Genomic DNA, 21,072 nt, shown 5'->3' with positions numbered 1-21,072 from the left:
GACAGCAATGCCGGAGACTTTCGAAAAGCGTCCAAGTTGATTTCACCGTGAAGGCTGCGGAAGCCGCGTCGACCGGCGGTCCGCACCTTCACGAAAATCCAGGCTCCACGAAGATCCAAGGCCTGCGATAATCCAAGCGCCGCAAAAACCGGCCTCCGCGGAACGCGCGCGCGATACCGCGCCGGCCTCAGGCGGCGACCGCTTTGCTGGCGGAAAATCCGAGCATGATTTCGGACAGGCCCGGCTCGTCGACGGCTTCGGCCGCCTCCTCGACGGGAAACCAACGGCCCTCACGCTGATGCATCTCCGGCCATTTGCGGACCTGGTCTTCGACCTCCATCGGGAAGACTTCGACCATGCACGGCACGGCGCGTCCGCCCGGCATCCGCTTGCCGTAGAGATAATGGCCGATCGCCTTCCGCGCGGTCTGGCCGCGCAGACCGGCCTCCTCGAAAGCCTCCTGGGCGGCGGCAGCGGCGGCGGAGCGGCCCTTCATCGGCCAGCCCTTCGGGATCACCCAGCGGCGGGTCTCGCGCGACGTGACGAGATAGAACTCCCATGCACCCGCCTCGGTGAGACGGTACGGGAGCGCTCCGACCTGTTTGCGTGGCTTCACGCTGGGCTTTTTCGAATCGGCCATGGCTTCAATTTAAAATGTCGAGGAAGCTATACAACCCCAAAACGGCAAAAAAGACGCATCCGGTGCGCTTTATGCGCCCGCTTGCACACCTTTGCAACAGCAGTGTGATGTGTGCGCTGCGGTATGACAACCCTTGCCGAGCAGGCCGGGGCAACGCGCGATGTCATCAGCGCTTTCAAGCGATTAGCCGGCTCAAGGCCGCCTTGTTCCGCACTTAGCAGATTTTGGTGAACGCTGTGCGACAGGAGCGCCCACCCTGCGTCGCCAGGCGACCGAACGTTGAGCCCCCAGGCGATGCCACAATCCATCTGAGATTGTGAGCGGACGCAGCACAAGAAGCGTCCGAAGCGGTCAGACGGCGGCGCCCGCCCGTACCGAAAGTGCCCGCATCGTATCGGCGAGCGCCTGCTCAAGCAGTGCCGCCATCCGCGCCCGGGCGGAGGCGGAATCGCGGCGGGCGATCGCATCGAACACGGCCTGATGATCGCCCAACGAATCGCGGCGGACATCCTCCGGCGCGTCGAGCTTGATGCGCACCGACCAATGCAGGGCGGCGTTGATGACGCTCGACAGCGCGGTGAGCGGCTCGTTGCGGGTCGCCCGCAGGATCGCGGTGTGGAAGGCGAGATCGGCCTCGAGGCCCTCCGGCCGGGTGGTGCCGAGTGCCGCGAAGCGCGACAGCGCCTCGGCGAGATCGGCGATGTCGCCGTCGTCGCGCCGCTCCGCCGCCATCGCCGCGGCGGCCGGCTCGACGATGAGGCGCAGTTCGAACAGCGACGAGATGAAGGTCGGGCTCGGCTCCACCTCGAAATGCCAGCCGAGCACGTCGGGATCGAGCAGGTTCCAGCGGCTGCGCTGGGCGACGCGGGTGCCGGTCTTGGGCTGCGCCTCGACGAGGCCCTTCGCGGCGAGCATGCGGATCGCCTCGCGGTAGGCCGTGCGGGACACGCCGAAGGCCGAACTCGCCTGCTCCTCGTTCGGCAGCACCGAACCTGGCGCGGCGTCGCCGCCGATGATCGAGACGGCCAGCCGGTGCGCCACGTAGCCGTGCAGGCGCCGCATGCTGACCGTGGCGCTCTCGCCCATCACCGACGTACCGAGCGGCAACGCGACCGCTTCCGTTCCCCGCGCCATGAAAGCCCCCGGACCGAGATCCCGCGCGGCGCTCGCTCTCGGCGCACCCGTCCGGCGGATATCCTCATACAAGAGGATGGGAAATTCGTCGGCAAAAGGCAAGCCGCACCAAGGCAGTGGGTCGCGCGACCCGGCGCTCGGCCCCAATCGTCTGCCCTTGGGCCCGAGGGCGGCTGCGGCTGAGGTACGCACCTCGGTGAGCCGCGAAGCGCTTGACACCGTCGGTTGCCGGGCTTTTAACTTACCCATCTTGTATGAGGATTGGGCCTCGAATGTCCGACCCATGCGAGCGCAGGACTGGCGATCAACGCCGGCCGAGCGGCAATCGAAATCGCAATCGGCGTCTGCCGAGCGGGCGGTCGCCTACGGGGAGAAAACGAATGAGGGTTATGGGATTGGCGGCCGGACTCTGTCTCGCGCTCGCCATGGCGGGGGGCACGGCGCAGGCCGCGCCGGACACGAGTTGCGCGGGCAAGACCTTCGTCTTCTTCCCCGGCGGCGCCGAAGGCGACAGCTTCGCCTCGATCGTCTACAGCGGCGCCAAGCTCGCCGCCGAACAGACCGGCTGCCGGGTCGACTATGTCTGGTCGGACTGGAATCCGCAGAAGATGGTCCAGCAATTCAGCGAGGCCATCGCGCGCAAGCCGACGGGCATCTCGATCATGGGCCATCCGGGCGAAGCCGCCCTCGGCCCGCTGGTCGACCAGGCCCGTCAGGCCGGCATCCTGGTCACGACCTCGAACGTCGACCTGCCGAACAAGGAAGCCCAGTACAAGGGCGACGGCCTCGGCTATGTCGGCGCCAAGCTCTACGGCGCCGGCCAGGCGCTCGGCGAAGGCGCGATCAAGGCGTGCGGCCTGAAGAGCGGCGACACCGTCTTCCTCTGGGGCCTGCTCGGCCAGGAAGGCCGCGGCCAGCGCACCAAGGGCGTACAGGACGCGCTCGAGAAGGCCGGCCTCAAGGTCGATTATCTCGAGATCTCGGACGCCATCAACGGCGACGCCGCGCAAGGCATCCCGGTGTTCTCGAGCTTCGTCGCCTCGCATCCCGACGTGAAGGCGGTGATCACCGACCACGGCGCGCTCACCGCCACGATCCCGGCCTACATCCAGGCTTCGGGCAAGAAGCCCGGCGAGATCTGCGGCGCGGGCTTCGACCTCTCCGCCGCGACCGCCAAGGCGATCGAGGACGGCGCGGTCTCGGTCGTGCTCGACCAGCAGCCGTTCCTCCAGGGCTACCTGCCGATCATTCAGCTCTATCTGACGTCGAAGTTCGGCTTCGCCGGCATGGATATCGACACCGGCGCCGCGCTCATCACCAAGGACAACATCGCCGCGGTCGCGCCGCTCGCGGCGGAAGGCATTCGCTGAGCCATCCTCCCCAGGGACCCGCGCCGAACCGGCGCGGGTCTATTCGTGTTTCCTCAGGTCGCGAGCGTACTGCCCCGATGGCCACGCAACCCCTTCTCGCCCTCAAGGGCATCAAAAAGTCTTTCGGACCCATCGAGGTTCTGAAAGGCGTCGATCTTGAGATCCATTCCGGCGAAATCGTCGCCCTCGTCGGCGACAATGGCGCGGGCAAATCCACGCTGATCAAGATCATCACCGGCGTCCACGCGCCGTCCGAGGGCGAGATCTTCTTCAAGGGCGAGCGCATCACCCTGAAGGACGTGCGCGCCTCGCGCCTCCTCGGCATCGAGACCGTCTACCAGGAGCGCGCACTCGCCGACCAGCAGGAGCTCTGGCGCAACATCTTCGCCGGTCGCGAGCTCACCAATTGGCTGGGCTTCCTCGACGTGAAGAAGCAGAAGTTCGAGGCACAGAAGCTCCTGCGCACCGGCATGGGCTTCACCTCCCGCGCCATCACCGTCGACAGCGAGGTCAGGGGGCTCTCGGGCGGCGAGAAGCAGGGCGTCGCGATCGGCCGCGCGCTCTATTTCGACGCCGACCTCATCATTCTCGACGAGCCGACCATGGGCCTCTCCCTCAAGGAGACCGATCGCGTGCTCGACTTCACCAAGGCGATCCGGGCCCAGGGCAAGTCCGCGATCTTCATCGATCACAACATCTTCCATGTCTACGACGTGGCCGACCGGTTCGTCATCCTGGACCGCGGCCGCGTCGCCGAACGCTTCCACAAATCGGAGCTGACGCGCGAACAGCTCGTCGACACGATGATCGCCCTTCACGACGCCGGACGGGTGCACTGACATGGCCACGACCGCAGCTCAGAAGCCGCCCGCCGCCGCGAGCGCATCGCCGGCCCACCAGGGCCGCCCCTGGCACCACACGCACCGCTTCCAGCTCTCCACCATCGTGATGCTGGTGGTGCTCTATGCGATCTTCCTGATCGGCGACACCCGCACCTACACGAGCTTCGACATCTACCGCTCGTTCATGATCTCGATCCCCTTCTTCGGGATCATGGCGCTCGCCGCGACCTACATCGTCACCCTCGGCGAGATCGACCTGAGCTTCCCCTCGATCTACGGCCTCGCCGGCTGGGTCTTCTCCATCGTCTACGTCCACACCGACTCCTTCCTGATCGCGCTGGTGCTCTGCCTCATGGTCGGCGCGCTCGGAGGCCTCATCAACGGCCTCCTCGTGACCAAGCTCGGCATCCCCTCGATCGTCGCGACGATCGGCACGATGTTCCTCTGGCGCGGCCTCGTGAACGTCCTGACCGAGGGCAAAGGCATTCCCCTCTCCTCGATCACCTCGAGCCCGCTCCACCCCCTCTTCACGGGGCAGCTCTTCGGTCTGATCCCGGCGCAGTTCCTCTGGTTCCTCGCCTTCGCGATCGTGCTCGGGCTCGTTTACAAACGGCACCGCTTCGGTAGCCACGTGCTGTTCGTCGGTGACAATGCCGCGAGCGCGCGGATGATGGGCATCAACGTCGACCGGGTGAAGATCCAGTGCTTCATCCTGCTCGGCGTGTGCGCCGCCTTCTCCTCGGTCCTGCTCCTCAACCAGATGCTGTTCTTCTGGGCGACCACCGGCGAGGGCTATCTCCTGACGACGCTCGCCGCCGTGTTCATCGGCGGCACCTCGGTGTTCGGCGGGAAGGGCACGATGATCGGCACCTTCGTCGGCGTCCTCATCATCGCCTCGCTGGAGCCGGGCATCATCGCGATCGGCCTGACGGGCTTCTGGACGCAGTTCATCTACGGGTTGCTGATCACGATTTCGGTTGCGATCTACGCCCACATGGTGCGCCGCGGAGGTTAGCCGCACTCGGTGCGGGGCGGCAGCGCGCCGCCCTTTACCGTCCCCCGAAAGAGGGTGGCGGACGGCCCCCTTCCCATGCAATGTGCCGGCAACATAGGCAGGGAGGGGTTGCCCCGTGATCTATCTCATCGTGGCGGTCGTCGCGATCGCCGGCTTTCTGTTCGGGTTCGACGAGGGTGTCATCGCCGGCGCCCTGCATCTCCTCAAGTCCCAGTTCGACATCGGCCCGCTCGCCGAAGGCATCATGACCTCGGCGGTGCCGTTCGGCGCCTTCTTCGGCGCGCTCGTCGGCGGCCGCTTGGCCGAGCCGATCGGCCGGCGCAAGCTGCTCGTGTTCGCCGCCCTTCTGTTCACCGTAGGCGCGGCGCTCGCTGCCGCCGCCGTTTCGGTCCAGTTCCTCACGGCGGCGCGCCTCGTCCTCGGCATCGCCATCGGCATCGCGGGCATGGTGGCGCCGCTCTACATCTCCGAGAGCGCGCCGGCGCAGAAGCGCGGCATGTTCGTCTCGGTCTACCAGCTCGCCATCACGCTCGGCATCCTCGGCGCCTACATGGTCGGCTACCTCGTCTCCGATTCGTGGCGCCTGATGTTCGGCCTCGGCATGGTGCCGGCCCTCGCCCTCCTCGTCGGCATCCTGATCCTCAGCGACACGCCGCGCTGGCTCGCGCTCAACAATCGCCGCGACGAGGCTCGCGCCACCATCGCCCGCATTCACGGCGTGGCCCCGAACGCCGCCGTCGTGACCGAGGAGCTCGCCGAGATCGCGCGCACGGCCGACCAGGCCAGCCGCGGGAGCGGTCTCTCGGCGTTGCTCACGCCGATGGTCCGCCCCGCCCTCATCGTCGGCATGGGCCTGTTCCTGCTGCAGCAGCTCTCTGGCATCAACGCCGTCATCTATTATGCCCCGCAGGTGTTCCAGCTCTCCGGCTTCGGCTCGGTCGAGACGCAGGTGCTGGCGACGGTCGGCGTCGGCGTCGTCAACGTCGCGATGACCGTCGTAGGCATGGGCCTCATCGACCGCATCGGCCGCCGCCGCCTCTTGATGATCGGCTTTGCCGGCACCGCAATCAGCCTCGGCATGATCGCGGTCGCCTCGACCATCGACTCGCCCGCGCTCCATTACGTCGCCCTCGTCGGGCTCGCCCTTTACATCGCCTCCTTCGCGGTGAGCCTCGGCCCGCTGCCTTTCGTGGTGATGTCGGAGATCTTCCCGCTCCACGTCCGCGGCCTCGGCATGAGCATCGCCTCGCTCTCGAACTGGGGCTTCAACTTCCTGATCGTGCTGTCCTTCCCGGTCCTCGTCGCGGCCATCGGGCTCGCCGGCGTGTTCACGATCTACGCCCTCATCTGCGTCATCGGCTTCATCTTCGCCGTGCGCATGGTGCCGGAGACCAAGGGCCTTACCCTCGAGGCCATCGAGGACCACCTGCGCTCGGGCCGCAGCCTGCGCAGCCTCGGCCGCGGGTCCCTCGCCGCCGCCCGCTGACGGACATCACAGCGGCCAAACAAAAACCCCCGGGGCCGCAGCCCCGGGGGTTTTCTGTTGTCGCAGGCCGATCCGGGCGGCTGGCGCGCCGATCAGTTGCCGTGCTGCTCGATGTGGCCGCCGAACTTGAAGCGCATCGCCGAGAGCATGCGCTCGCCGAAGGTGTGCTGCTGGCGCGAGCGGAAGCGGGCGAACAGAGCAGCGGTGAGCACCTCGGCCGAAACGGCCTCCTCGACCGCCGCGTTGACGGTCCAGCGCCCCTCGCCCGAATCCGCCACCGAGCCGGTGAAGTTCGACAGGCTCGGATTCTCCGCGAGCGCCATGGCGCTGAGGTCGAGCAGCCAGGACGACACCACACTGCCGCGGCGCCACACCTCGGCGATGTCGGCCAGGTTGAACGTGAAGCGCTCGTTCTCCGGCAGCTCCGTCGAATCCTTGTTCTGCAGGATGTCGAAGCCCTCGGCATAGGCCTGCATCAGGCCGTACTCGATGCCGTTGTGGACCATCTTCACGAAGTGGCCGGAGCCGGCGGGGCCGGCGTGGATGTAGCCGCGCTCGGCACGGCTGTCGAACGTCTCGCGACCCGGGGTGCGCGGAATGTCGCCGATGCCCGGCGCCAGCGTGTCGAAGATCGGATCGAGACGATCGACCGTCTCCTTGTCGCCGCCGATCATCATGCAGTAGCCGCGATCGAGGCCCCACACGCCGCCGGAGGTGCCGACGTCGATATAATGGAGCGACTTCTCGCGCAGGCTCGCGGCGCGACGGATGTCGTCCTTATAGAAGGTGTTGCCGCCATCGATGATGGTGTCGCCCGGCGACAGCACCGCGGCGAGCGCGGCGATGGTGGATTCGGTGATCTCGCCGGCCGGCAACATCACCCACACCGCGCGCGGCGCGTCGAGCTTCGCGACGAGATCGCCGAGGTTGGCGGCGCCGACGGCACCGGCCGACGCGAGATCCGTAACGGCGGCCGGGTTCTGGTCGAACACCACGCAGCTATGGCCCGCCTTCATGAGGCGCCGCGCGATGTTGCCCCCCATTCGCCCTAGTCCGATCACGCCGAGCTGCATGGCCTCGTCTCCTCTCTTCGGTGGAAATGGACGGGCGTTTCACCCGCCGCATCGGTTCGCGCCGCGACCCGGGCGCTCCCATTCGTCGGCACCATGGCCTGATTGAGAACCGAAAGCTATTCCGATGCAATGACCTGTCCGTGACAAGCTTCAATCGTTATGGTGCCTTTCCAAAAGGATCGGACCCGCAGCGGATGCGGGCGGAGATGGATCGGAGACGGCTCATGCAGGATGGCATCATCGCCGAAGCCCCGGGTGCGCCGGGCCTCAGCGGGCGCTGGACCTCGAGCGCCAAGAGTGGCGTCGGAACCGCCCTCGACGCCTCGAGCCGGGTCTGGTTCACCATGAGCCACGGCATCCTCAACGAGATCTATTATCCGCGGGTCGATACCGCCTGCACCCGCGATTTCGGGATGATCGTCACGGGCCCCGACGGCTATTTCTCCGAGGAGAAGCGAGACACCCGGCACCGCCTACGGCGGCTCGCCGACGGCGTTCCGGCCTTCTGGATCACCAACACCGCGATCGACGACCGCTACCGCATCACCAAAGTGGTGCTGACCGATCCGCGCCGCGACGTGCTTCTCCAGGCGATCAGTTTCGAGGCGCTCCAGGGCGCCCCCTCGGATTATCGCCTCTACGGCCTGCTCGCCCCCCACCTCGTCAATGCCGGCGCCGACAACACCGCGTGGATCGACGAATACAAGGGCACCCGGATGCTGTTCGCGTCCGGCAAAGGCGGCACCTCGCTCGCCATCGCCGCGTCGGTGCCGTGGCGAACGGCGTCTGCCGGCTTCGTCGGCGCCTCGGACGGCTGGCAGCAGCTCAAGCACACCGGAACTTTGATCCCCTATGCCCGAGCCGCGAACGGCAACGTCGCGCTGACCGGCGAGTTCGACCTCGCGGCCGCCGGCGACAAGCCGTTCCTGGTCGCCGTCGGCTTCGCCTCGCGGCCGGAAGAGGCGGCGCACCGCGTGCTCGCCTCCCTCGGCGACGGCTTCGAGCCCGCCCGCAAGCTCTACATGACGGGATGGCACGCCTGGCAATCCACGCTGGAATCGCTCGATCGCCCGGGATCGAACCCGAACATCAATCCCTACCGGGTGAGCACCGAAGTGCTGGCGGTGCATCAGCCGGTCTCGTTCCACGGCGCAGCGATCGCGAGCCTGTCGATCCCGTGGGGCTTCAGCAAGGGCGACGAAGACCTCGGCGGCTACCATCTCGTCTGGCCGCGCGACCTCGTCGAGACGGCCGGCGGCTTCCTCGCCGCTGGGGCCGTGGAGAATGCCCGCGCCATCCTCTCCTATCTGCGCGCGGTGCAGGAGGCGGACGGCCACTGGTCGCAGAACATGTGGCTCGACGGCTCGCCCTATTGGACCGGCGTCCAGATGGACGAATGCGCCTTCCCGATCCTGCTGCTCGACCTCCTCAACCGCGGCGGGCACATGACGCCGGAGGAGAAGAAGCGCTACCTCGCGATGGTGACGAAGGCCGCGCGGTTCATCGTCAACAACGGCCCGGTGACCGGCCAGGACCGCTGGGAGGAGGATGCCGGCTATTCGCCGTTCACCCTCGCGGTCGAGATCGCGGCGCTGCTTGCGGCGGCGGACTTCCTCGACGAGCACGGCGAGCCCGAAGCCGGCCGCTACCTGCGCGAACTCGCCGACATCTGGAACGACGAGATCGAGCGCTGGACCTTCGCGGAGGGCACCGACATCTGCGCCGAGCTCGGCGTGAAGGGCTACTATGTCCGCATCGCCCCGCCGGACACCGCCGACGCCGCGTCCGCCCTCGACGGCTTCGTGCCGATCAAGAACCGCCCGCCTGCGGACACCAACCAGCCGGCCCGGGCGATCGTCAGCCCCGACGCCCTCGCGCTCGTCCGCTTCGGACTGCGCGCGCCGGACGATCCGCGCATTCTCGACACCGTCCGGGTGATCGACGCCGTGGTGAAGGTGGACCTGCCGCAGGGTCCGCTCTGGAAGCGCTACAACGGCGACGGCTACGGGGAGCATGAGGACGGCCGCGCCTTCAACGGCACCGGCATCGGCCGGCCGTGGCCGCTGCTCGCGGCCGAGCGCGCCCACTACGAGCTCGCCGCCGGCAACCGCGCGACGGCCGAATCCCTGCTCGCGACGGTCGAAGCCTCGGCGAGCGACGGCGGCATGCTGCCCGAGCAGATCTGGGACGCCCCGGACATTCCGGAGCGCGAATTGCTGCGCGGCCGCCCCTCCGGCAGCGCGATGCCGCTCGTCTGGGCCCACAGCGAGCATATCAAGCTCCTGCGCTCGCTGCGCGACGGCGCGGTGTTCGACATGCCGCCGCAGCCCGTCGCCCGCTACCAGAAGGCCAAGACCACCTCGCCCGTCTATCTCTGGCGCATGAACCAGAAGGCGCGCACCATGCCGGCCGGCAAACGGCTCCGCATCGAGACGCGCCGCCCGGCGATGATCCGCTGGAGCCTCGACAACTGGGCGACCCAGAGCGACCTCAACACCACCGACACCCATTTCGACCTGCACCAGGTCGATCTGCCGACCGCCGCGGCACCGCAGGGCACGGTGATCCACTTCACCGCGCGCTGGCTCGACGACGAAACGTGGGAAGGCCAGGACTACGCGGTGACGGTGGTCTGAGGCGGCGGCCCACGCGCGCGCCCCAAGCCCCACCCCGGGCGCTTCGCGCCACCCGTCCCCCTGTCAGGGGAGGGGCTAAGACGGCTGACCTTCGTCGGATCTTTTGAACGATCCGCCGCCCCAATCACGACGCCAACTCCCTCCCCTTGTTAGCGGACACATGATCTTGCAGGACCGGGATTGACCGGGATTGGGCGGGATGTGGCGGGAAAGGCCGCGGCGCGCCTGGGATTTTCATGCATCGGACCGGCTCGGGAAATCGGCGCCTCGATTTTAGAGATCGGGGCGCCGATGGGGTTCGGACATTTGATCTTAGAGATCAGGCGGTCCGCGTCGAGGGGCTCTCAAGCGGCACCCAAGAGGCTCTTAGGAGGCGGTCGAGGGACGCTACGCGACCGCCTCGCCATTCAACTCATGCGGCTTCCGCGACGGCGCGGCGCGAGCCAAACAGGCCGCAGATGCCACCCATCAGCGCCAGCACCATGAAGACGGCGACAAGGGTGCCGCCGAGGATGGCGCCAGCAATGGCGCATACGACCAAGAGGGCTGCCGGAATGCGCGATCGAGCGCTCATCGTGATCGCGCCCAAGACGATGGTGAAAAAAGAGAACAGTATCCCGCCCCACCCGAGCAGTATGATCGTCTTGGAACCGTCGGCCTCAAACGCACCGCCGACGCCACCGACGAGAAGCGTGAACACAGCCGCGAGTACGCCGAATATACCGGCTATAAGTGCAATCAGACCACCAGCTTTCCGCATATTCCCCTCCCTCACCCTTTTTTGCGATAGCCGCTGACGCGGATGCAAAGTGTTTCGGCAGACGTCAATGTATCCTTGGAAACGACAACCGCACTCTTGATCTCGTCGTTCTTATCTGGCGCGATATAGCCGAACGGAATGTTTCCTGACAGCGCGAAGACCGGCGATCCTCCGGACATCCCCACCACTTCAACGGACACAGAGACATTCACTTCGCTGCGATTTGCGACGGCCGCAGATAAAGCGAGCGTCGGTGAGTCGGTTATAAATTCCTTCCCATTCGCGATATTCAGGTTGTTCACGCGAACGCCGGCTGCGCTCACTTCGAAATCGTATAATGCCTGCTTATTGAATGGAAAGCACGAAAACTTATTGAATACCGGCGACGATGTCGGCTTCTCACCTTCCGCATCGCCAGCGCTTGCTTGAGCGGATATCCCGCATAGAATCAAAACCACAGCGCAACATAGGCGCTTCCGACCAAACATCGTCATCCCCACCGCATTGGGCGCTATTTGGCGCCGGTCAGATTGATCGAGAGCGTCTGAATACGCGCGCCCGATAGGTCAAAATATGTGATCGCCTTTTCATCGGGGCGGGTCGGAGCGTCAATCCGCTCGGGCTCCGCGCTGTCATCTCTCAGGCGTCGCCGAATGCGTGCGAACACCTCGTCTCGTACTGTACGCATAACCCATCCATCCCACCGTTATCCGACGAGACGAAGAAACCGCGCCGCCCGTTGCATGTCAACGGTTGTGCGGCCATCCGCCATCTCTTGCATGGCGAGATCGTAAATAAGCGCAATCACTTCGGCCTGCCGATCGGCAGGCATCGTGCGGCGGTTCTGGGTCAACCAGTCCTGTACGATCTGGATCGACTGGGTCAGGCTCTCGACATCTAGTGCGCTGCTCGCTTGGCTGGCCTGTTGAGCGCCGGTGGCGGACAACTCCATTGGCCCTTGCCCTGTAAGGACCCATGTCGGGCTGTAGCCGAACTGAGCAATTCGCAGCAGCGTCTCGCCGCTCGGCACGTTCTTGCCCTTCTCGATATCCTGCCAGGTCCGATACGCGATCCCGAGTGCGTTAGAGATCCCGCGTTGGGTCTGACGTGATTTTTCACGTATCTCCAAGAGGCGGCTGGCAATGGTATCCGACGCCACGGTTAGGCTCCCGGAACTGTGGCGTTGGCCATACGAGGCTCCCCACTCCGCAGGTTCCGGCGAAAATTTCGCAATCTCAAGCTCTTAACCCGCAAGTCGCGGAGGTCGAGCCGCACGTGATCTGTGGCGTGTTTTTTCACGCTGACAGGCACGGATTTATGTGCCATATTAATCTCGATCGTGATCCCAAACGTGACCGATTGACCCCCGAAAAACCCGGCTGGCTAGAGCCGGGCATCCGAGGATTGACTGATGGCGCTGCGCCACTCCGACGGCCGATGGACCGTCTCTCGAACCCCCGAAGGCGATTGGCACCCCGAGGAAGTCAAGGCTGCGGTCCGCATCGCGGGCTCGACGCTCGACGAGCTTTCGCGTCGCGCCGGCTTACCCACGTTTGCCTGCCGCACGGCGATCCGCCGCGCCCATTTCGACGGCGAGATGGCCGTCGCCGAATTCCTTTCCCTCTCGCCCCGTCAAATCTGGCCGAGCCGCTGGCGCGCCGATGGATCGCGCATCCCCGCCGTTCGACCCAAGGACAATAGGCCGCCTGCCGACAGCGGTCACCGTCAAAACAGCGAGGCGGCGTGACATGGCTGCCTTATCAGCGGTGACGAAGACGCGCGTCGACAAGATCGACATCCCGGCTGACCGGCTGCGCGCACTCGACGACGATTGGGCGATGGGTGTCGCTCAGTCGATGGCCGTCAACGGTCAGCAGTCTCCGATCATCGTCAGCAAGGCGGTCCGAGGCCGTCACAAGCTGATCGCCGGCCTGCATCGCCTGACAGCGGCCCGCCATCTCGAATGGGCCGAGATCGATGCGATGGTGTTCCAGGGCGGTGCGCTCGAAGCGCGGCTCCTGGAGATCGACGAGAACCTGATCCGCCGCGAGCTGAGCGCGCTCGATCGCGCCTCGCACCTCGCCGAGCGGCGTCGCATCTACGAGGAACTCTATCCGGACACTGCGCGCGGAAACGCCGGCGCAGCGGCCCGGTGGGGGTATGCAACCGACAAATTGTCGTTTGCATCGGAGACCGCGGCCCGGCTCGGGATCAGCGAGCGCGACGTGCAGAGGTCGATCGCGCGACACACGCGCATCGCCCCGGACGTGCGGGCCAAGATCGCGCTCACCGCGATCGCCACGCGCGGCGCCGAACTCGATGCGCTCGCCCGCCTGGAACCCGAGGCTCAGCGGCGCGCCGTCGACATGGTGCTCGCCGGCGAGGCGCGCTCGGTGGCGGCCGCCGCCATCGTGATCAGCGGTGCCCGCACGGCGCCGCTCTCGCCCGAGGACGTCGAGTTCGATCGCCTCGTGTCCGCCTGGAAGCGCGCCGGTGCCCGCGCACGCGAACGCTTCCTCACCGACATCGTCCGGAGGGATGCGTGATGCACCCGCTCCTGACCGCGCTCGTCGCCACCGTCATCCTCTATGCGTGCCTCGCCTGCGCGGGCGCGGTCATCCTCTCGGTGCTGCCATGAGCGGGCGACGCAAACGCCCGCGCGCGGAGCAGCTCTCGCTGCTCGATTGGATGCCGGCGTCGCCGGTGCTGGCCTATGCGGCCGAAAGGGTGAAAGCCGCGACGCTGGCCCGATCGATCTCAAAGGCGGTGAGTGAAACGCTCAAAGGCTGCGGGCGCAGCCGCGCCGAGGTGGCGCGGGCGATGAGCGACTATCTCGACGACAACATCACCGAGAATGTCCTCAACGCCTACGCAGCCGAGAGCCGCGACGATCTCATCATCTCCATCACCCGGCTCGATGCGCTCATCGCCGTCACCCGAGACCGGCGATTGCTAGAGCTGCTCGCCTCTCGCCACGGCTGGGCCGTGATCGATCGCCGTCACCTGCCGGCGATCAAGATGGCTGAGCTGCTGGAGCATCGCGAGGAGGTCAATGCCGAGATCGACTACCAGCGCCGCCAAATTCGAGGAGGCGTGTGATGGCCGATCTCCGCGAATGGTGGACGGCCGCCGAGTTCGCCGACCTCGGCCTTCCGGGTGTACCTGTCGACAAGAAGGCGGTGCTTGCAATGATCGAGCGCTGCGGCGGCAACGACGATGCGCGCGAGTACACCGCCGCGAACCCGCTCGGTATCTGGCGGCGACGTCAAGGGCGCGGCGGCGGGCGCGAATACCGCATGGACGTACTGCCGACGAACGCGCGCACCGCGCTCGCGCTGCGGCTACGGCGCGCGGCGGAACCGGCGCGGCCGGAGACCGCGGACCGGGACGATCGAGAGCGGTCGGAGGCGTGGCGCTGGTTCGACGCCCTGCCGCAAAAGCGCAAAGACGAGGCGCGGCGGCGCCTCGACGCGCTGCTCGCGGTGCGCGATCTGGAGGTCACGGGCCGCCCGCGCAACCTCGCCATGATGCAGGTGGCGAGCGCCACCGACGTCTCGCTCGCCACCCTCTACGGCTGGGCGCGCCTTGTCGCCGGGCTCGACCGGGCGGACTGGCTGCCGGCTCTTGCCCCGCGGCATGTGGGGCGGGTCGCCGAAGCGGATATCCCGGAGGAGGCGTGGCAAGCGTTCCTCGCCGACTATCTGCGCCCTGAGCCGCCGACGCTGGCGAGCTGCTATCGCCGACTTGAAGAGATCGCGAAGGCGCGCGGGTGGCGCATCCCGAGCGAGAAGACGTTTGCGCGGCGGGTTGATGCGCTGCCGCGAACCAGTGTCGTGCTCGCCCGCGAGGGACTAGAGGCGCTGAGGCGACAGTACCCGGCACAACAACGGGATCGGTCGGGGTTCTCTGCTCTAGAAGCCGTCAATGCCGACGGGCACACGTTCGACGTGTTCGTCCAGTGGCTGGACGGGTCCATCAGTCGGCCCGTGCTCGTCGGCTTCCAGGACTTGTTGTCCGGCAAAATTCTCAGTTGGCGCCTCGCCAAGACCGAGAATGCCGCGACTGTGCTCCTCGCCTTCGGCGATCTCGTCGAAGCCTTTGGCATCCCCGAGCATTGCTATCTCGACAACGGCCGCCAGTTTGCGAGCAAGTGGTTCACTGGCGGCATCGCCAACAGATACCGCTTCAAGGTTCGCGCGACCGACCCGGACGGCTTGTTGAAGGCGCTCGGCGTCGAGGTGCATTGGACGACGCCGTACAGCGGCCAGAGCAAGCCGATCGAGAGGGCGTGGAGGGATTTCGCGACCGATCTGGCGAAACACCCTGCGTTCTCCGGTGCCTATACGGGCCGCTCCCCGGACAACAAGCCGTCGAACTACGGCTCGCGCGCTGTGCCGCTCGAAGTCTTCGAGCGGGTGATCGCGGAAGGCATCCGCGAACACAACGCGCGGCTCGGTCGTCGCTCGAAGGTCTGTGGCGGCCGGCTCTCCTTCGATCAGGTGTTCGCTGCATCCTATGCCGACAGCATGATCCGCCGCGCTTCGCCCGAGCAGTGTCGCCTCTGGTTGCTTGCGGCAGAAGGCGTGACGGTGCGCACGGACGCGAGCGTGCATCTGGAAGGCAACCGTTATTGGCACGAGAAGCTGACGGATCACGTCGGTCACAAGGTGATCATTCGGTTCGATCCCGATGATCTGCATGCCGGAGTGCACGTCTATCGGCTCGATGGCGCGCACATCGTCGAGGCCCCCGTCGTCGAAGCGGTGGGGTTCGCCGACACAGCCGCATCCCGAGAACATGCACGCGCACGCAAGAGCTGGCTGCGCGCGCAGAAAGAGCTGCTCGCGTCGCAGCGGCGGCTTTCGATCGACGATCTCGCCGCGATGCTGCCGGCCGTCGAGGCGGCCGAGCCGCCGCCCGCGCCTGCCGTCATCCGCCCTGTGTTCGGAAACCTCGCCGTCGCTGCCGCGCCGGCCGAGGCCGAGGACACGCAGGCCGAGGTGCTCAGCCTTTTCTCGGCCGGCCTCCGGCGCTGGCGCGCAGAAGACCCGTCGCCCTGACGGGCGGCGGCACCAACAACGAACGACAACGAGGACAAAGCAGTGAACGCGATCACCACCGACATCGTCGCCGACCCGCACGACGCGATCCGCGCCGAGGTCCGCCAAATCATGGAGGCCGAGGGGCTGTCGCAAGCCGCCATCGCCAAAGAGTGCGGCATCGCCTACGGCACATTCACGCCGTGGATGGGAGCCACCTATCAGGGGGACAACAACCGCATCTCGGCGGCGGTGACGCGGTGGCTGGAGACGCGGCGCTCGCGCGTCCGCACCGCCGCCGTGCTGCCCACGGCGCCCGATTTCGTGTCGACGGAGACCGCCGTCCAGATCGGCGAACTCATGTCCTACGCGCAGGCCGCGCCGGACTTCGGCGTCGTCGTAGGGGGTGCGGGCATCGGCAAGACGACGGCGATCGAGCAGTACGCCCGCCGGCACTCGAACGTGCACGTCATGACGGCCGAGCCCACGCTGTCGAGACCCAACAACATGCTGTCCGAACTCGCCGACATCATCGGCGTCGTCGAGCGGCGCAGCGTGTGGCTGTCGCGAGCGATCACGCATCGGCTGCGAGGCTCGGCCGGCCTCGTCGTGATCGACGAAGCTCAGCACCTCTCGTCGCAAGCTCTCGATCAGCTCCGCACCATCCACGACAAGGCGAGGATCGGCGTCGTGGTCGTCGGCAACGAGAGTGTGTTTGCGCGGCTCCAGGGCGGGGGTGACCGCAACGCGCAATTTGCGCAGTTGTACAGCCGCGTCGGCATGAGGATCGTGCAGCCTAAGCCGCGCGCCGGCGATATCTGTGCGCTCATCCGGGCCTGGGGCATAGAGAGCGAACGCGAGACGGCGCTACTCAAGGCGATCGCGCGTAAGCACGGCGCGTTGCGCGCCCTCACGAAAACAGTCCGCCTCGCGTCCATGCTTGCGGCCGGCGCCGAGCAGCCGCTCTCGGATCGGCACATCCGGCTCGCGTGGTCGCAGCTCGCCGCTGACGCGATCGATGCGTGAGGCGGTCATGATCACGCTCTCACATCACCTCGAATACCTCCTCGCCGCGTTCGCGCAGGGCGAAGTGGCTGGAGGCATGGTGCTCGACGGCGCCGCCTGCCGCGACGTCGCGGCAGGCCTGCGCATCATGCTGGCGTCCGCGTCGGTGCTGGAGCGGCACGCTCGGGCCAGTCTCTCTGCAGGCGAGCGGCCGGACGTGCGCCGGCGCATCGCGCTCGATCAGGTCGCCGTCCTTCGCGACAACGTCGTCACCTACCTGCCGTGGCAGCCGGGGGTTATGCAGCCATGATCAGCATCCGGCTCATCGTCGAAACGGTCGCCGAGGGCTATGGCGTCCGGGCTGCCGACATCGTCTCGCAGCGGCGGACCGCGTCCGTCATCTGGCCGCGGCAGGTGGCCATGTGGCTTTCTCGTGAGCTCACCCCGTGCAGTCTCCAGGTGATCGGACGGCACATCGGTGCGCGCGAGCATGGCACGGTCTCGCATGCGATCGACGTCGTGAGGCGCACGATCGACGACAACGAGACGCTCCGCGCGGAAGTCGAGGCGCTCGCCACCGCCGTCGAGGCGGTGGCTGTCGGCCGCGCGCTGCTTGGAAAGCCCATCCCCACCGACTTCGACGTCGTCGCAATGGCGCGACGGCTGCTCGCGACGCCGGGCGCGGCGTCGATGATCTCGACAGACGAGGTCCGCGCGCTCGCGGCAGCGGTTCTGCACACGGCGGACGCAATGACGGAGGAGGAAATCATCCATGGCTAAGGCGACCCGCACACGGACGGCCGGGGCCAATCGCCCCGTGCCGCAGACGCGCGAGGAGGCGGCGACGGCCGTCGCCCGCATCGGCGAACTCGGGCGCGCGGTCGCGCGGATCGAGGCGGACCTCAACGACGAGCTGACGCGGCGCAAAGAGGCCGCAGAGACCGCGGCGAGCCCGCTGCGCGACGAGGTGACGGCCCTGACCGAGGGGCTCAAGATTTGGGCCGAGGCGAACCGATCCGAGCTGACGGCCGGCGGCAAGACGAAGTCCGCCGACATCGGGACGGGCGTGATTTCATGGCGGCTGCGGCCGCCCAAGGTCAGCGTGCGCGCCGTCGATCAGGTGATCGAGCTGCTGCGCGCGCGCGGCTTTCGCCGGTTTCTGCGCACCAAAGTCGAAATCAACAAAGAGGCGCTGCTCGCCGAGCCCGACGTGGCGCGGACGATTGCCGGCATTTCGATCGGCAGCAAGGGCGAGGACTTTATCGTCGAGCCGTTCGAGGTGGAGCTTTCCGCTGTGGGAGGTGCGGCATGAGCAAGTCTCTCTTCGACGCCCCGGGCGTGATCGCCGCCATGTCGTGCGGCGCCGGCGTCCGCATCGCCGTGCGCGTCTTCCTCGTCGGCGCGGCCGGCGAGGAAATCGCGATCGAGGTCGCGAACCTGCCGGGATTCCCGATGCTCGCCGAGCGCAGCCCGGCACAACTGCTCGCGGTGCTGACCGCCGACAGGAAGGCGCTGATCCGCCTGGAAGGCGACTGGCGGTTCATGACCGACACCGAGGTCGAGGACTATCTGCGACGCGAACGGGAGGATGCCGAATGAACAACCTCGCCAAGCTGCGCACCCGCCTTGCGGCTCTGCGCGCAATGACCACCGACCGCGGTTGCACCGAGGCCGAGGCGATGGCTGCCGCGGAGAAGGCGGCAGCGCTCATGTCCGAGCATGGGCTGACGGAAGAGGACCTGTCGGCCCCGGCCTATGAGGAATATCGCGTGCGCCTCGGCAGCAAGCGGACGCCGCTCGATGCGCTTTGGACGAGGGTCGCCGACTTCGCAAACTGCATCTGCTACCTCGAACACCGGCATGATGGCTGGCACTGCGTGTATTTCGGCCTCGACCGGGATGTTCTCATTGCGGAGTACGTCCACGACGTGATGCGCCGCGCAGCCGACGCAGGCCTCGCATTGTTCCGGAAAGGGCACGTCTACAAGCGGCGCCGCACAGCGAAGACGCGCAGTCACGCCTCGCGCGCCTACCTTGAGGGTTTCGTGGCGTCGATGCGCGATCGGCTTTGGCATGGTCTGTGGCGGCGCCATTCCCTTCCCATCCCTGACGATCTGAATGAGTTGCTGCGGCAGAACAGCGCCCGGCTGCGCGCGAAAGTCGAGGAGAAGGGTGCTCGGTTTCAGGCCCTTCCGAAGCTTGGCCGACCCTCCGGCGCCTTCTGCGGCGATGCGGCAGTAGCTGGCGCGAAAGCGGCGTCTGCCGTGCCTATCGACGCCCCTGTCGAGACTTCGACGCAAGCGCCGAGGGCTCTGACATGAATGCCGCGCTCAGGCTCGCCGTGACGGCCTTCGCCATCATCTCCACGCCCGCTCTAGCCGCGGACTGGCACGTGATCGACGGCGACACCATCGTCGTCGATCAGGAACGCATCCGGATCGCCGATCTCGATGCTCCGGAGACGCATCGGTCGCACTGCCCGGCCGAGCGCGAGGCCGGCATCCGGGCGCAGGATGCGCTCGCACAGATCCTCGCCTCACGCACCTGGGCGATCGATCCGGTCGGCACCGATCGGTACGGCCGCACGCTCGCGATCGTGTGGCTGTCCGACGCGCCTGAGCGCCGGTCGGTCGCCGCCGAAATGACAGCCGAGCGCGTCGCGCTGCCGTGGATCGGCCGGACGCGCGATTGGTGCGCGCTCCTCGCCAGCGGAGGGCTCTGACCATGCGACCGGCGGCGGCAGCGATGCTCGAACTCGATACGGCCCTGCGCCAGCTCGATCTGGCGACGGTGCATCTCTCCCGCGGTGCGGGCAAGCGTTCGCGCCGCCGCGTGCTGGAGGCTTGTGCGGCGGTCCGTGCGGTCGGCGTGAGGCTGATGGTCGCCGAAGCCGCGGCGGCGGGGCTCGACGTGACGCCGGCCGGCGCGAGGGCAGCGCTCCGCGCGCTCCTCGCCGAGCTGCGGGCGACCGGCGCGCTCGATTGGGCGGACGTGGTGACGGCCTGCAACGAGGTCGCGGATAGCGCGCCGCGGAGGCTGGCATGAAGGCGAGCGCGGGTCAGATTGCGGCGATCCACACGATCGCGAAGCGGATCGGCATGACGGACGACGACCGACGGACCGTCATGCGCGGCCTGACGGGATGCGAGACGTCGCGGGACCTCACCGCCTTCCAGGCGTCGAAATTCATCGACGAACTCAATCGCCTCGGTGCGCCGGCCACCAAAGTGGATGCGCGGCCGGACGGGGCGCTTCGGCTCTCCGGTCCCTATGCGCCGGTGTGCCGGGCTCTCTGGCTCAGCGGATACAATCTCGGCCTCGTGCGCGACCGCACCGACCGTGCGCTCGTCACGTTCGCGAAGAGACAGACCGGCATCGACCATCTCGATTGGGTTCGTCGTCCGGCGGACGGCAAGCGCGTGATCGAGGCGCTCAAAGCATGGTTGGAGCGCGCCGGCGGCGTCGCGTGGCCGGACTGCCATAACCCGAGCGCGCGCGCGCGGAAGCTCTCGATCGTCGAGGCGCAGGCGCGGCTGCTCGGGCTGCCGGCCGAAAGCCTCGACGCCTACCGCGACAGCGAACTCGACGTGCTGATCGCCGAGCGCGGGCGGACGATCCGCAAAAGGCAGGCGCCATGAAGCGCGCGCGCCGCCCACTCGGACCGCCGCCGGAGGCGGTGTCGCTGCCGCCGGCGCCGCCGGCGCTGTGGCCGCTGCTGAGGCGCGTGGGCGAAGATGCGGCGCTCGCGCTGATCGAGGCGCGGGGCGGCACGTCGGTCTATGTGCCGCACCGCCTGCCCGACCCGCCCGACGAGCATCCCCTCGTCGCCGCCCTCGGCGAGGCGCTCGCGCGCCAGCTTGTGCGCGATCTCGGGGGCGATTACCTTGACGTACCGGTCGGCCGGCCGTGGCTGATCGCGATCTACCATGGGCGCGGCATGAGCTATGCAGAGATTGCGCGCGCGGTGCGCTGCTCTCAGGACACCGTGTGGCGTGTGCTCCATGCCGCCGAGTTGACCGCCCGCCAAGGCGACCTTTTCACACGCTGACCCACTGATACCCGCGGCTGCGGG

General features: G+C 67.2%; 25 protein-coding genes. 19 read left to right on the top strand and 6 right to left on the bottom strand.

Features of this window, described 5'->3' with window-relative positions:
* Positions 1–187 precede the first annotated feature (187 nt).
* Both F0357_RS17600 and F0357_RS17595 read right to left on the bottom strand, forming a co-directional pair.
* The gene (locus F0357_RS17600; RefSeq protein WP_312861647.1) at positions 188–616 is read right to left on the bottom strand and encodes an NUDIX hydrolase; all 429 of its coding nucleotides are present in this window, start codon (positions 614–616) and stop codon (positions 188–190) included.
* Between the two features lie 375 nt (positions 617–991).
* On the bottom strand, positions 992–1,774 hold the full coding sequence (locus tag F0357_RS17595) for a FadR/GntR family transcriptional regulator (RefSeq protein ID WP_246161503.1): 783 nt from the start codon (positions 1,772–1,774) through the stop codon (positions 992–994).
* 380 nt (positions 1,775–2,154) lie between these two features.
* Here F0357_RS17595 and F0357_RS17590 point away from each other — a divergent pair, with 380 nt between their 5' ends.
* The 4 genes from F0357_RS17590 (at position 2,155) to F0357_RS17575 (ending at position 6,487) form a co-directional block, all read left to right on the top strand.
* The gene (locus F0357_RS17590) at positions 2,155–3,144 is read left to right on the top strand and encodes a sugar ABC transporter substrate-binding protein (protein WP_208948403.1); all 990 of its coding nucleotides are present in this window, start codon (positions 2,155–2,157) and stop codon (positions 3,142–3,144) included.
* Positions 3,145–3,221: 77 nt separating this feature from the next.
* Positions 3,222–3,983, top strand: coding sequence for an ATP-binding cassette domain-containing protein (locus F0357_RS17585; RefSeq protein WP_153485130.1), 762 nt, complete (start codon positions 3,222–3,224; stop codon positions 3,981–3,983).
* A gap of 1 nt (position 3,984) precedes the next feature.
* Positions 3,985–5,001 carry an ABC transporter permease gene (locus F0357_RS17580; protein WP_153485127.1) on the top strand — a complete coding sequence of 339 codons (1,017 nt, stop codon included), beginning with the start codon at positions 3,985–3,987 and terminating at the stop codon, positions 4,999–5,001.
* A gap of 115 nt (positions 5,002–5,116) precedes the next feature.
* Positions 5,117–6,487, top strand: a complete 1,371-nt coding sequence (locus tag F0357_RS17575) for a sugar porter family MFS transporter (RefSeq protein WP_312861646.1) — start codon at positions 5,117–5,119, stop codon at positions 6,485–6,487.
* A gap of 92 nt (positions 6,488–6,579) precedes the next feature.
* On the opposite strand, the gene gnd is transcribed toward F0357_RS17575, so the two are convergent.
* Complete coding sequence (gene gnd, locus F0357_RS17570; RefSeq protein ID WP_153485123.1) at positions 6,580–7,560, bottom strand: phosphogluconate dehydrogenase (NAD(+)-dependent, decarboxylating); 981 nt, start codon at positions 7,558–7,560, stop codon at positions 6,580–6,582.
* Positions 7,561–7,784: 224 nt separating this feature from the next.
* Here gnd and F0357_RS17565 point away from each other — a divergent pair, with 224 nt between their 5' ends.
* Positions 7,785–10,196 (top strand): glucan 1,4-alpha-glucosidase, encoded by a 2,412-nt coding sequence (locus F0357_RS17565; protein ID WP_153485121.1) that lies wholly within the window; start codon positions 7,785–7,787, stop codon positions 10,194–10,196.
* A gap of 412 nt (positions 10,197–10,608) precedes the next feature.
* On the opposite strand, the gene F0357_RS17560 is transcribed toward F0357_RS17565, so the two are convergent.
* From F0357_RS17560 to F0357_RS17550, 3 genes are all read right to left on the bottom strand, one after another.
* Positions 10,609–10,956, bottom strand: coding sequence for a hypothetical protein (locus F0357_RS17560; protein WP_153485119.1), 348 nt, complete (start codon positions 10,954–10,956; stop codon positions 10,609–10,611).
* Between the two features lie 11 nt (positions 10,957–10,967).
* Entirely contained in the window at positions 10,968–11,450 is a 483-nt protein-coding gene (locus F0357_RS17555; protein WP_153485117.1) for a hypothetical protein, read from the bottom strand.
* A 212-nt stretch (positions 11,451–11,662) separates the two neighbouring features.
* Positions 11,663–12,115, bottom strand: coding sequence for a helix-turn-helix domain-containing protein (locus tag F0357_RS17550; RefSeq protein WP_153485115.1), 453 nt, complete (start codon positions 12,113–12,115; stop codon positions 11,663–11,665).
* A 252-nt stretch (positions 12,116–12,367) separates the two neighbouring features.
* Between F0357_RS17550 and F0357_RS17545 the strand changes: the two genes are divergently transcribed.
* From F0357_RS17545 to F0357_RS17480, 14 genes are all read left to right on the top strand, one after another.
* Complete coding sequence (locus F0357_RS17545) at positions 12,368–12,703, top strand: helix-turn-helix domain-containing protein (RefSeq protein WP_153485112.1); 336 nt, start codon at positions 12,368–12,370, stop codon at positions 12,701–12,703.
* A 1-nt stretch (position 12,704) separates the two neighbouring features.
* A complete protein-coding gene (locus F0357_RS17540) occupies positions 12,705–13,502 on the top strand; it encodes a ParB N-terminal domain-containing protein (protein WP_208948402.1) in 798 nt (265 codons plus the stop codon).
* Between the two features lie 88 nt (positions 13,503–13,590).
* A complete protein-coding gene (locus F0357_RS17535) occupies positions 13,591–14,055 on the top strand; it encodes a DNA transposition protein (RefSeq protein ID WP_153485106.1) in 465 nt (154 codons plus the stop codon).
* The gene (locus F0357_RS17530; RefSeq protein ID WP_153485103.1) at positions 14,055–16,016 is read left to right on the top strand and encodes a transposase domain-containing protein; all 1,962 of its coding nucleotides are present in this window, start codon (positions 14,055–14,057) and stop codon (positions 16,014–16,016) included. The genes F0357_RS17535 and F0357_RS17530 overlap by 1 nt, the downstream gene beginning before the upstream one ends.
* A gap of 42 nt (positions 16,017–16,058) precedes the next feature.
* Complete coding sequence (locus F0357_RS17525; RefSeq protein ID WP_153485099.1) at positions 16,059–17,021, top strand: AAA family ATPase; 963 nt, start codon at positions 16,059–16,061, stop codon at positions 17,019–17,021.
* Between the two features lie 7 nt (positions 17,022–17,028).
* Positions 17,029–17,310: a hypothetical protein gene (locus tag F0357_RS17520; protein WP_153485095.1), complete on the top strand. Its 282-nt coding sequence runs from the start codon at positions 17,029–17,031 to the stop codon at positions 17,308–17,310.
* Positions 17,307–17,780 carry a helix-turn-helix domain-containing protein gene (locus tag F0357_RS17515; protein WP_153485093.1) on the top strand — a complete coding sequence of 158 codons (474 nt, stop codon included), beginning with the start codon at positions 17,307–17,309 and terminating at the stop codon, positions 17,778–17,780. The genes F0357_RS17520 and F0357_RS17515 overlap by 4 nt, the downstream gene beginning before the upstream one ends.
* Positions 17,773–18,312 (top strand): host-nuclease inhibitor Gam family protein, encoded by a 540-nt coding sequence (locus F0357_RS17510; protein WP_153485090.1) that lies wholly within the window; start codon positions 17,773–17,775, stop codon positions 18,310–18,312. The genes F0357_RS17515 and F0357_RS17510 overlap by 8 nt, the downstream gene beginning before the upstream one ends.
* Positions 18,309–18,599 carry a hypothetical protein gene (locus F0357_RS17505; protein WP_153485087.1) on the top strand — a complete coding sequence of 97 codons (291 nt, stop codon included), beginning with the start codon at positions 18,309–18,311 and terminating at the stop codon, positions 18,597–18,599. The genes F0357_RS17510 and F0357_RS17505 overlap by 4 nt, the downstream gene beginning before the upstream one ends.
* Positions 18,596–19,321, top strand: a complete 726-nt coding sequence (locus tag F0357_RS17500; RefSeq protein ID WP_153485083.1) for a DUF7168 domain-containing protein — start codon at positions 18,596–18,598, stop codon at positions 19,319–19,321. Before F0357_RS17505 ends, F0357_RS17500 begins: the two co-directional genes overlap by 4 nt.
* A complete protein-coding gene (locus F0357_RS17495; protein ID WP_153485080.1) occupies positions 19,318–19,722 on the top strand; it encodes a thermonuclease family protein in 405 nt (134 codons plus the stop codon). The genes F0357_RS17500 and F0357_RS17495 overlap by 4 nt, the downstream gene beginning before the upstream one ends.
* Before the next feature lie 2 nt (positions 19,723–19,724).
* The gene (locus F0357_RS17490; protein WP_153485076.1) at positions 19,725–20,045 is read left to right on the top strand and encodes a hypothetical protein; all 321 of its coding nucleotides are present in this window, start codon (positions 19,725–19,727) and stop codon (positions 20,043–20,045) included.
* Positions 20,042–20,638 (top strand): regulatory protein GemA, encoded by a 597-nt coding sequence (locus tag F0357_RS17485; protein ID WP_153485073.1) that lies wholly within the window; start codon positions 20,042–20,044, stop codon positions 20,636–20,638. The genes F0357_RS17490 and F0357_RS17485 overlap by 4 nt, the downstream gene beginning before the upstream one ends.
* Positions 20,635–21,048, top strand: a complete 414-nt coding sequence (locus F0357_RS17480) for a helix-turn-helix domain-containing protein (RefSeq protein WP_153485070.1) — start codon at positions 20,635–20,637, stop codon at positions 21,046–21,048. Before F0357_RS17485 ends, F0357_RS17480 begins: the two co-directional genes overlap by 4 nt.
* Positions 21,049–21,072: the final 24 nt, after the last annotated feature.

The sequence above is a fragment of the Segnochrobactrum spirostomi genome (genome assembly GCF_009600605.1).
GTDB lineage: Bacteria > Pseudomonadota > Alphaproteobacteria > Rhizobiales > Segnochrobactraceae > Segnochrobactrum > Segnochrobactrum spirostomi.
Note: the sequence above shows the minus strand (reverse complement) of the source record. Positions and strands in the feature narration are given on the sequence as shown.

Excerpts from the sequence above, each read along its gene's own strand:
- F0357_RS17595 (WP_246161503.1), bottom strand. The coding sequence starts at position 1,774 with ATGGCGCGGGGAACGGAAGCGGTCGCGTTGCCGCTCGGTACGTCGGTG.
- F0357_RS17590 (WP_208948403.1), top strand. The coding sequence starts at position 2,155 with ATGAGGGTTATGGGATTGGCGGCCGGACTCTGTCTCGCGCTCGCCATG.
- F0357_RS17585 (WP_153485130.1), top strand. The coding sequence starts at position 3,222 with ATGGCCACGCAACCCCTTCTCGCCCTCAAGGGCATCAAAAAGTCTTTC.
- F0357_RS17580 (WP_153485127.1), top strand. The coding sequence starts at position 3,985 with ATGGCCACGACCGCAGCTCAGAAGCCGCCCGCCGCCGCGAGCGCATCG.
- gnd (WP_153485123.1), bottom strand. The coding sequence starts at position 7,560 with ATGCAGCTCGGCGTGATCGGACTAGGGCGAATGGGGGGCAACATCGCG.
- F0357_RS17565 (WP_153485121.1), top strand. The coding sequence starts at position 7,785 with ATGCAGGATGGCATCATCGCCGAAGCCCCGGGTGCGCCGGGCCTCAGC.
- F0357_RS17560 (WP_153485119.1), bottom strand. The coding sequence starts at position 10,956 with ATGCGGAAAGCTGGTGGTCTGATTGCACTTATAGCCGGTATATTCGGC.
- F0357_RS17555 (WP_153485117.1), bottom strand. The coding sequence starts at position 11,450 with ATGACGATGTTTGGTCGGAAGCGCCTATGTTGCGCTGTGGTTTTGATT.
- F0357_RS17545 (WP_153485112.1), top strand. The coding sequence starts at position 12,368 with ATGGCGCTGCGCCACTCCGACGGCCGATGGACCGTCTCTCGAACCCCC.
- F0357_RS17540 (WP_208948402.1), top strand. The coding sequence starts at position 12,705 with ATGGCTGCCTTATCAGCGGTGACGAAGACGCGCGTCGACAAGATCGAC.
- F0357_RS17535 (WP_153485106.1), top strand. The coding sequence starts at position 13,591 with ATGAGCGGGCGACGCAAACGCCCGCGCGCGGAGCAGCTCTCGCTGCTC.
- F0357_RS17530 (WP_153485103.1), top strand. The coding sequence starts at position 14,055 with ATGGCCGATCTCCGCGAATGGTGGACGGCCGCCGAGTTCGCCGACCTC.
- F0357_RS17520 (WP_153485095.1), top strand. The coding sequence starts at position 17,029 with ATGATCACGCTCTCACATCACCTCGAATACCTCCTCGCCGCGTTCGCG.
- F0357_RS17515 (WP_153485093.1), top strand. The coding sequence starts at position 17,307 with ATGATCAGCATCCGGCTCATCGTCGAAACGGTCGCCGAGGGCTATGGC.
- F0357_RS17510 (WP_153485090.1), top strand. The coding sequence starts at position 17,773 with ATGGCTAAGGCGACCCGCACACGGACGGCCGGGGCCAATCGCCCCGTG.
- F0357_RS17505 (WP_153485087.1), top strand. The coding sequence starts at position 18,309 with ATGAGCAAGTCTCTCTTCGACGCCCCGGGCGTGATCGCCGCCATGTCG.
- F0357_RS17500 (WP_153485083.1), top strand. The coding sequence starts at position 18,596 with ATGAACAACCTCGCCAAGCTGCGCACCCGCCTTGCGGCTCTGCGCGCA.
- F0357_RS17495 (WP_153485080.1), top strand. The coding sequence starts at position 19,318 with ATGAATGCCGCGCTCAGGCTCGCCGTGACGGCCTTCGCCATCATCTCC.
- F0357_RS17490 (WP_153485076.1), top strand. The coding sequence starts at position 19,725 with ATGCGACCGGCGGCGGCAGCGATGCTCGAACTCGATACGGCCCTGCGC.
- F0357_RS17485 (WP_153485073.1), top strand. The coding sequence starts at position 20,042 with ATGAAGGCGAGCGCGGGTCAGATTGCGGCGATCCACACGATCGCGAAG.
- F0357_RS17480 (WP_153485070.1), top strand. The coding sequence starts at position 20,635 with ATGAAGCGCGCGCGCCGCCCACTCGGACCGCCGCCGGAGGCGGTGTCG.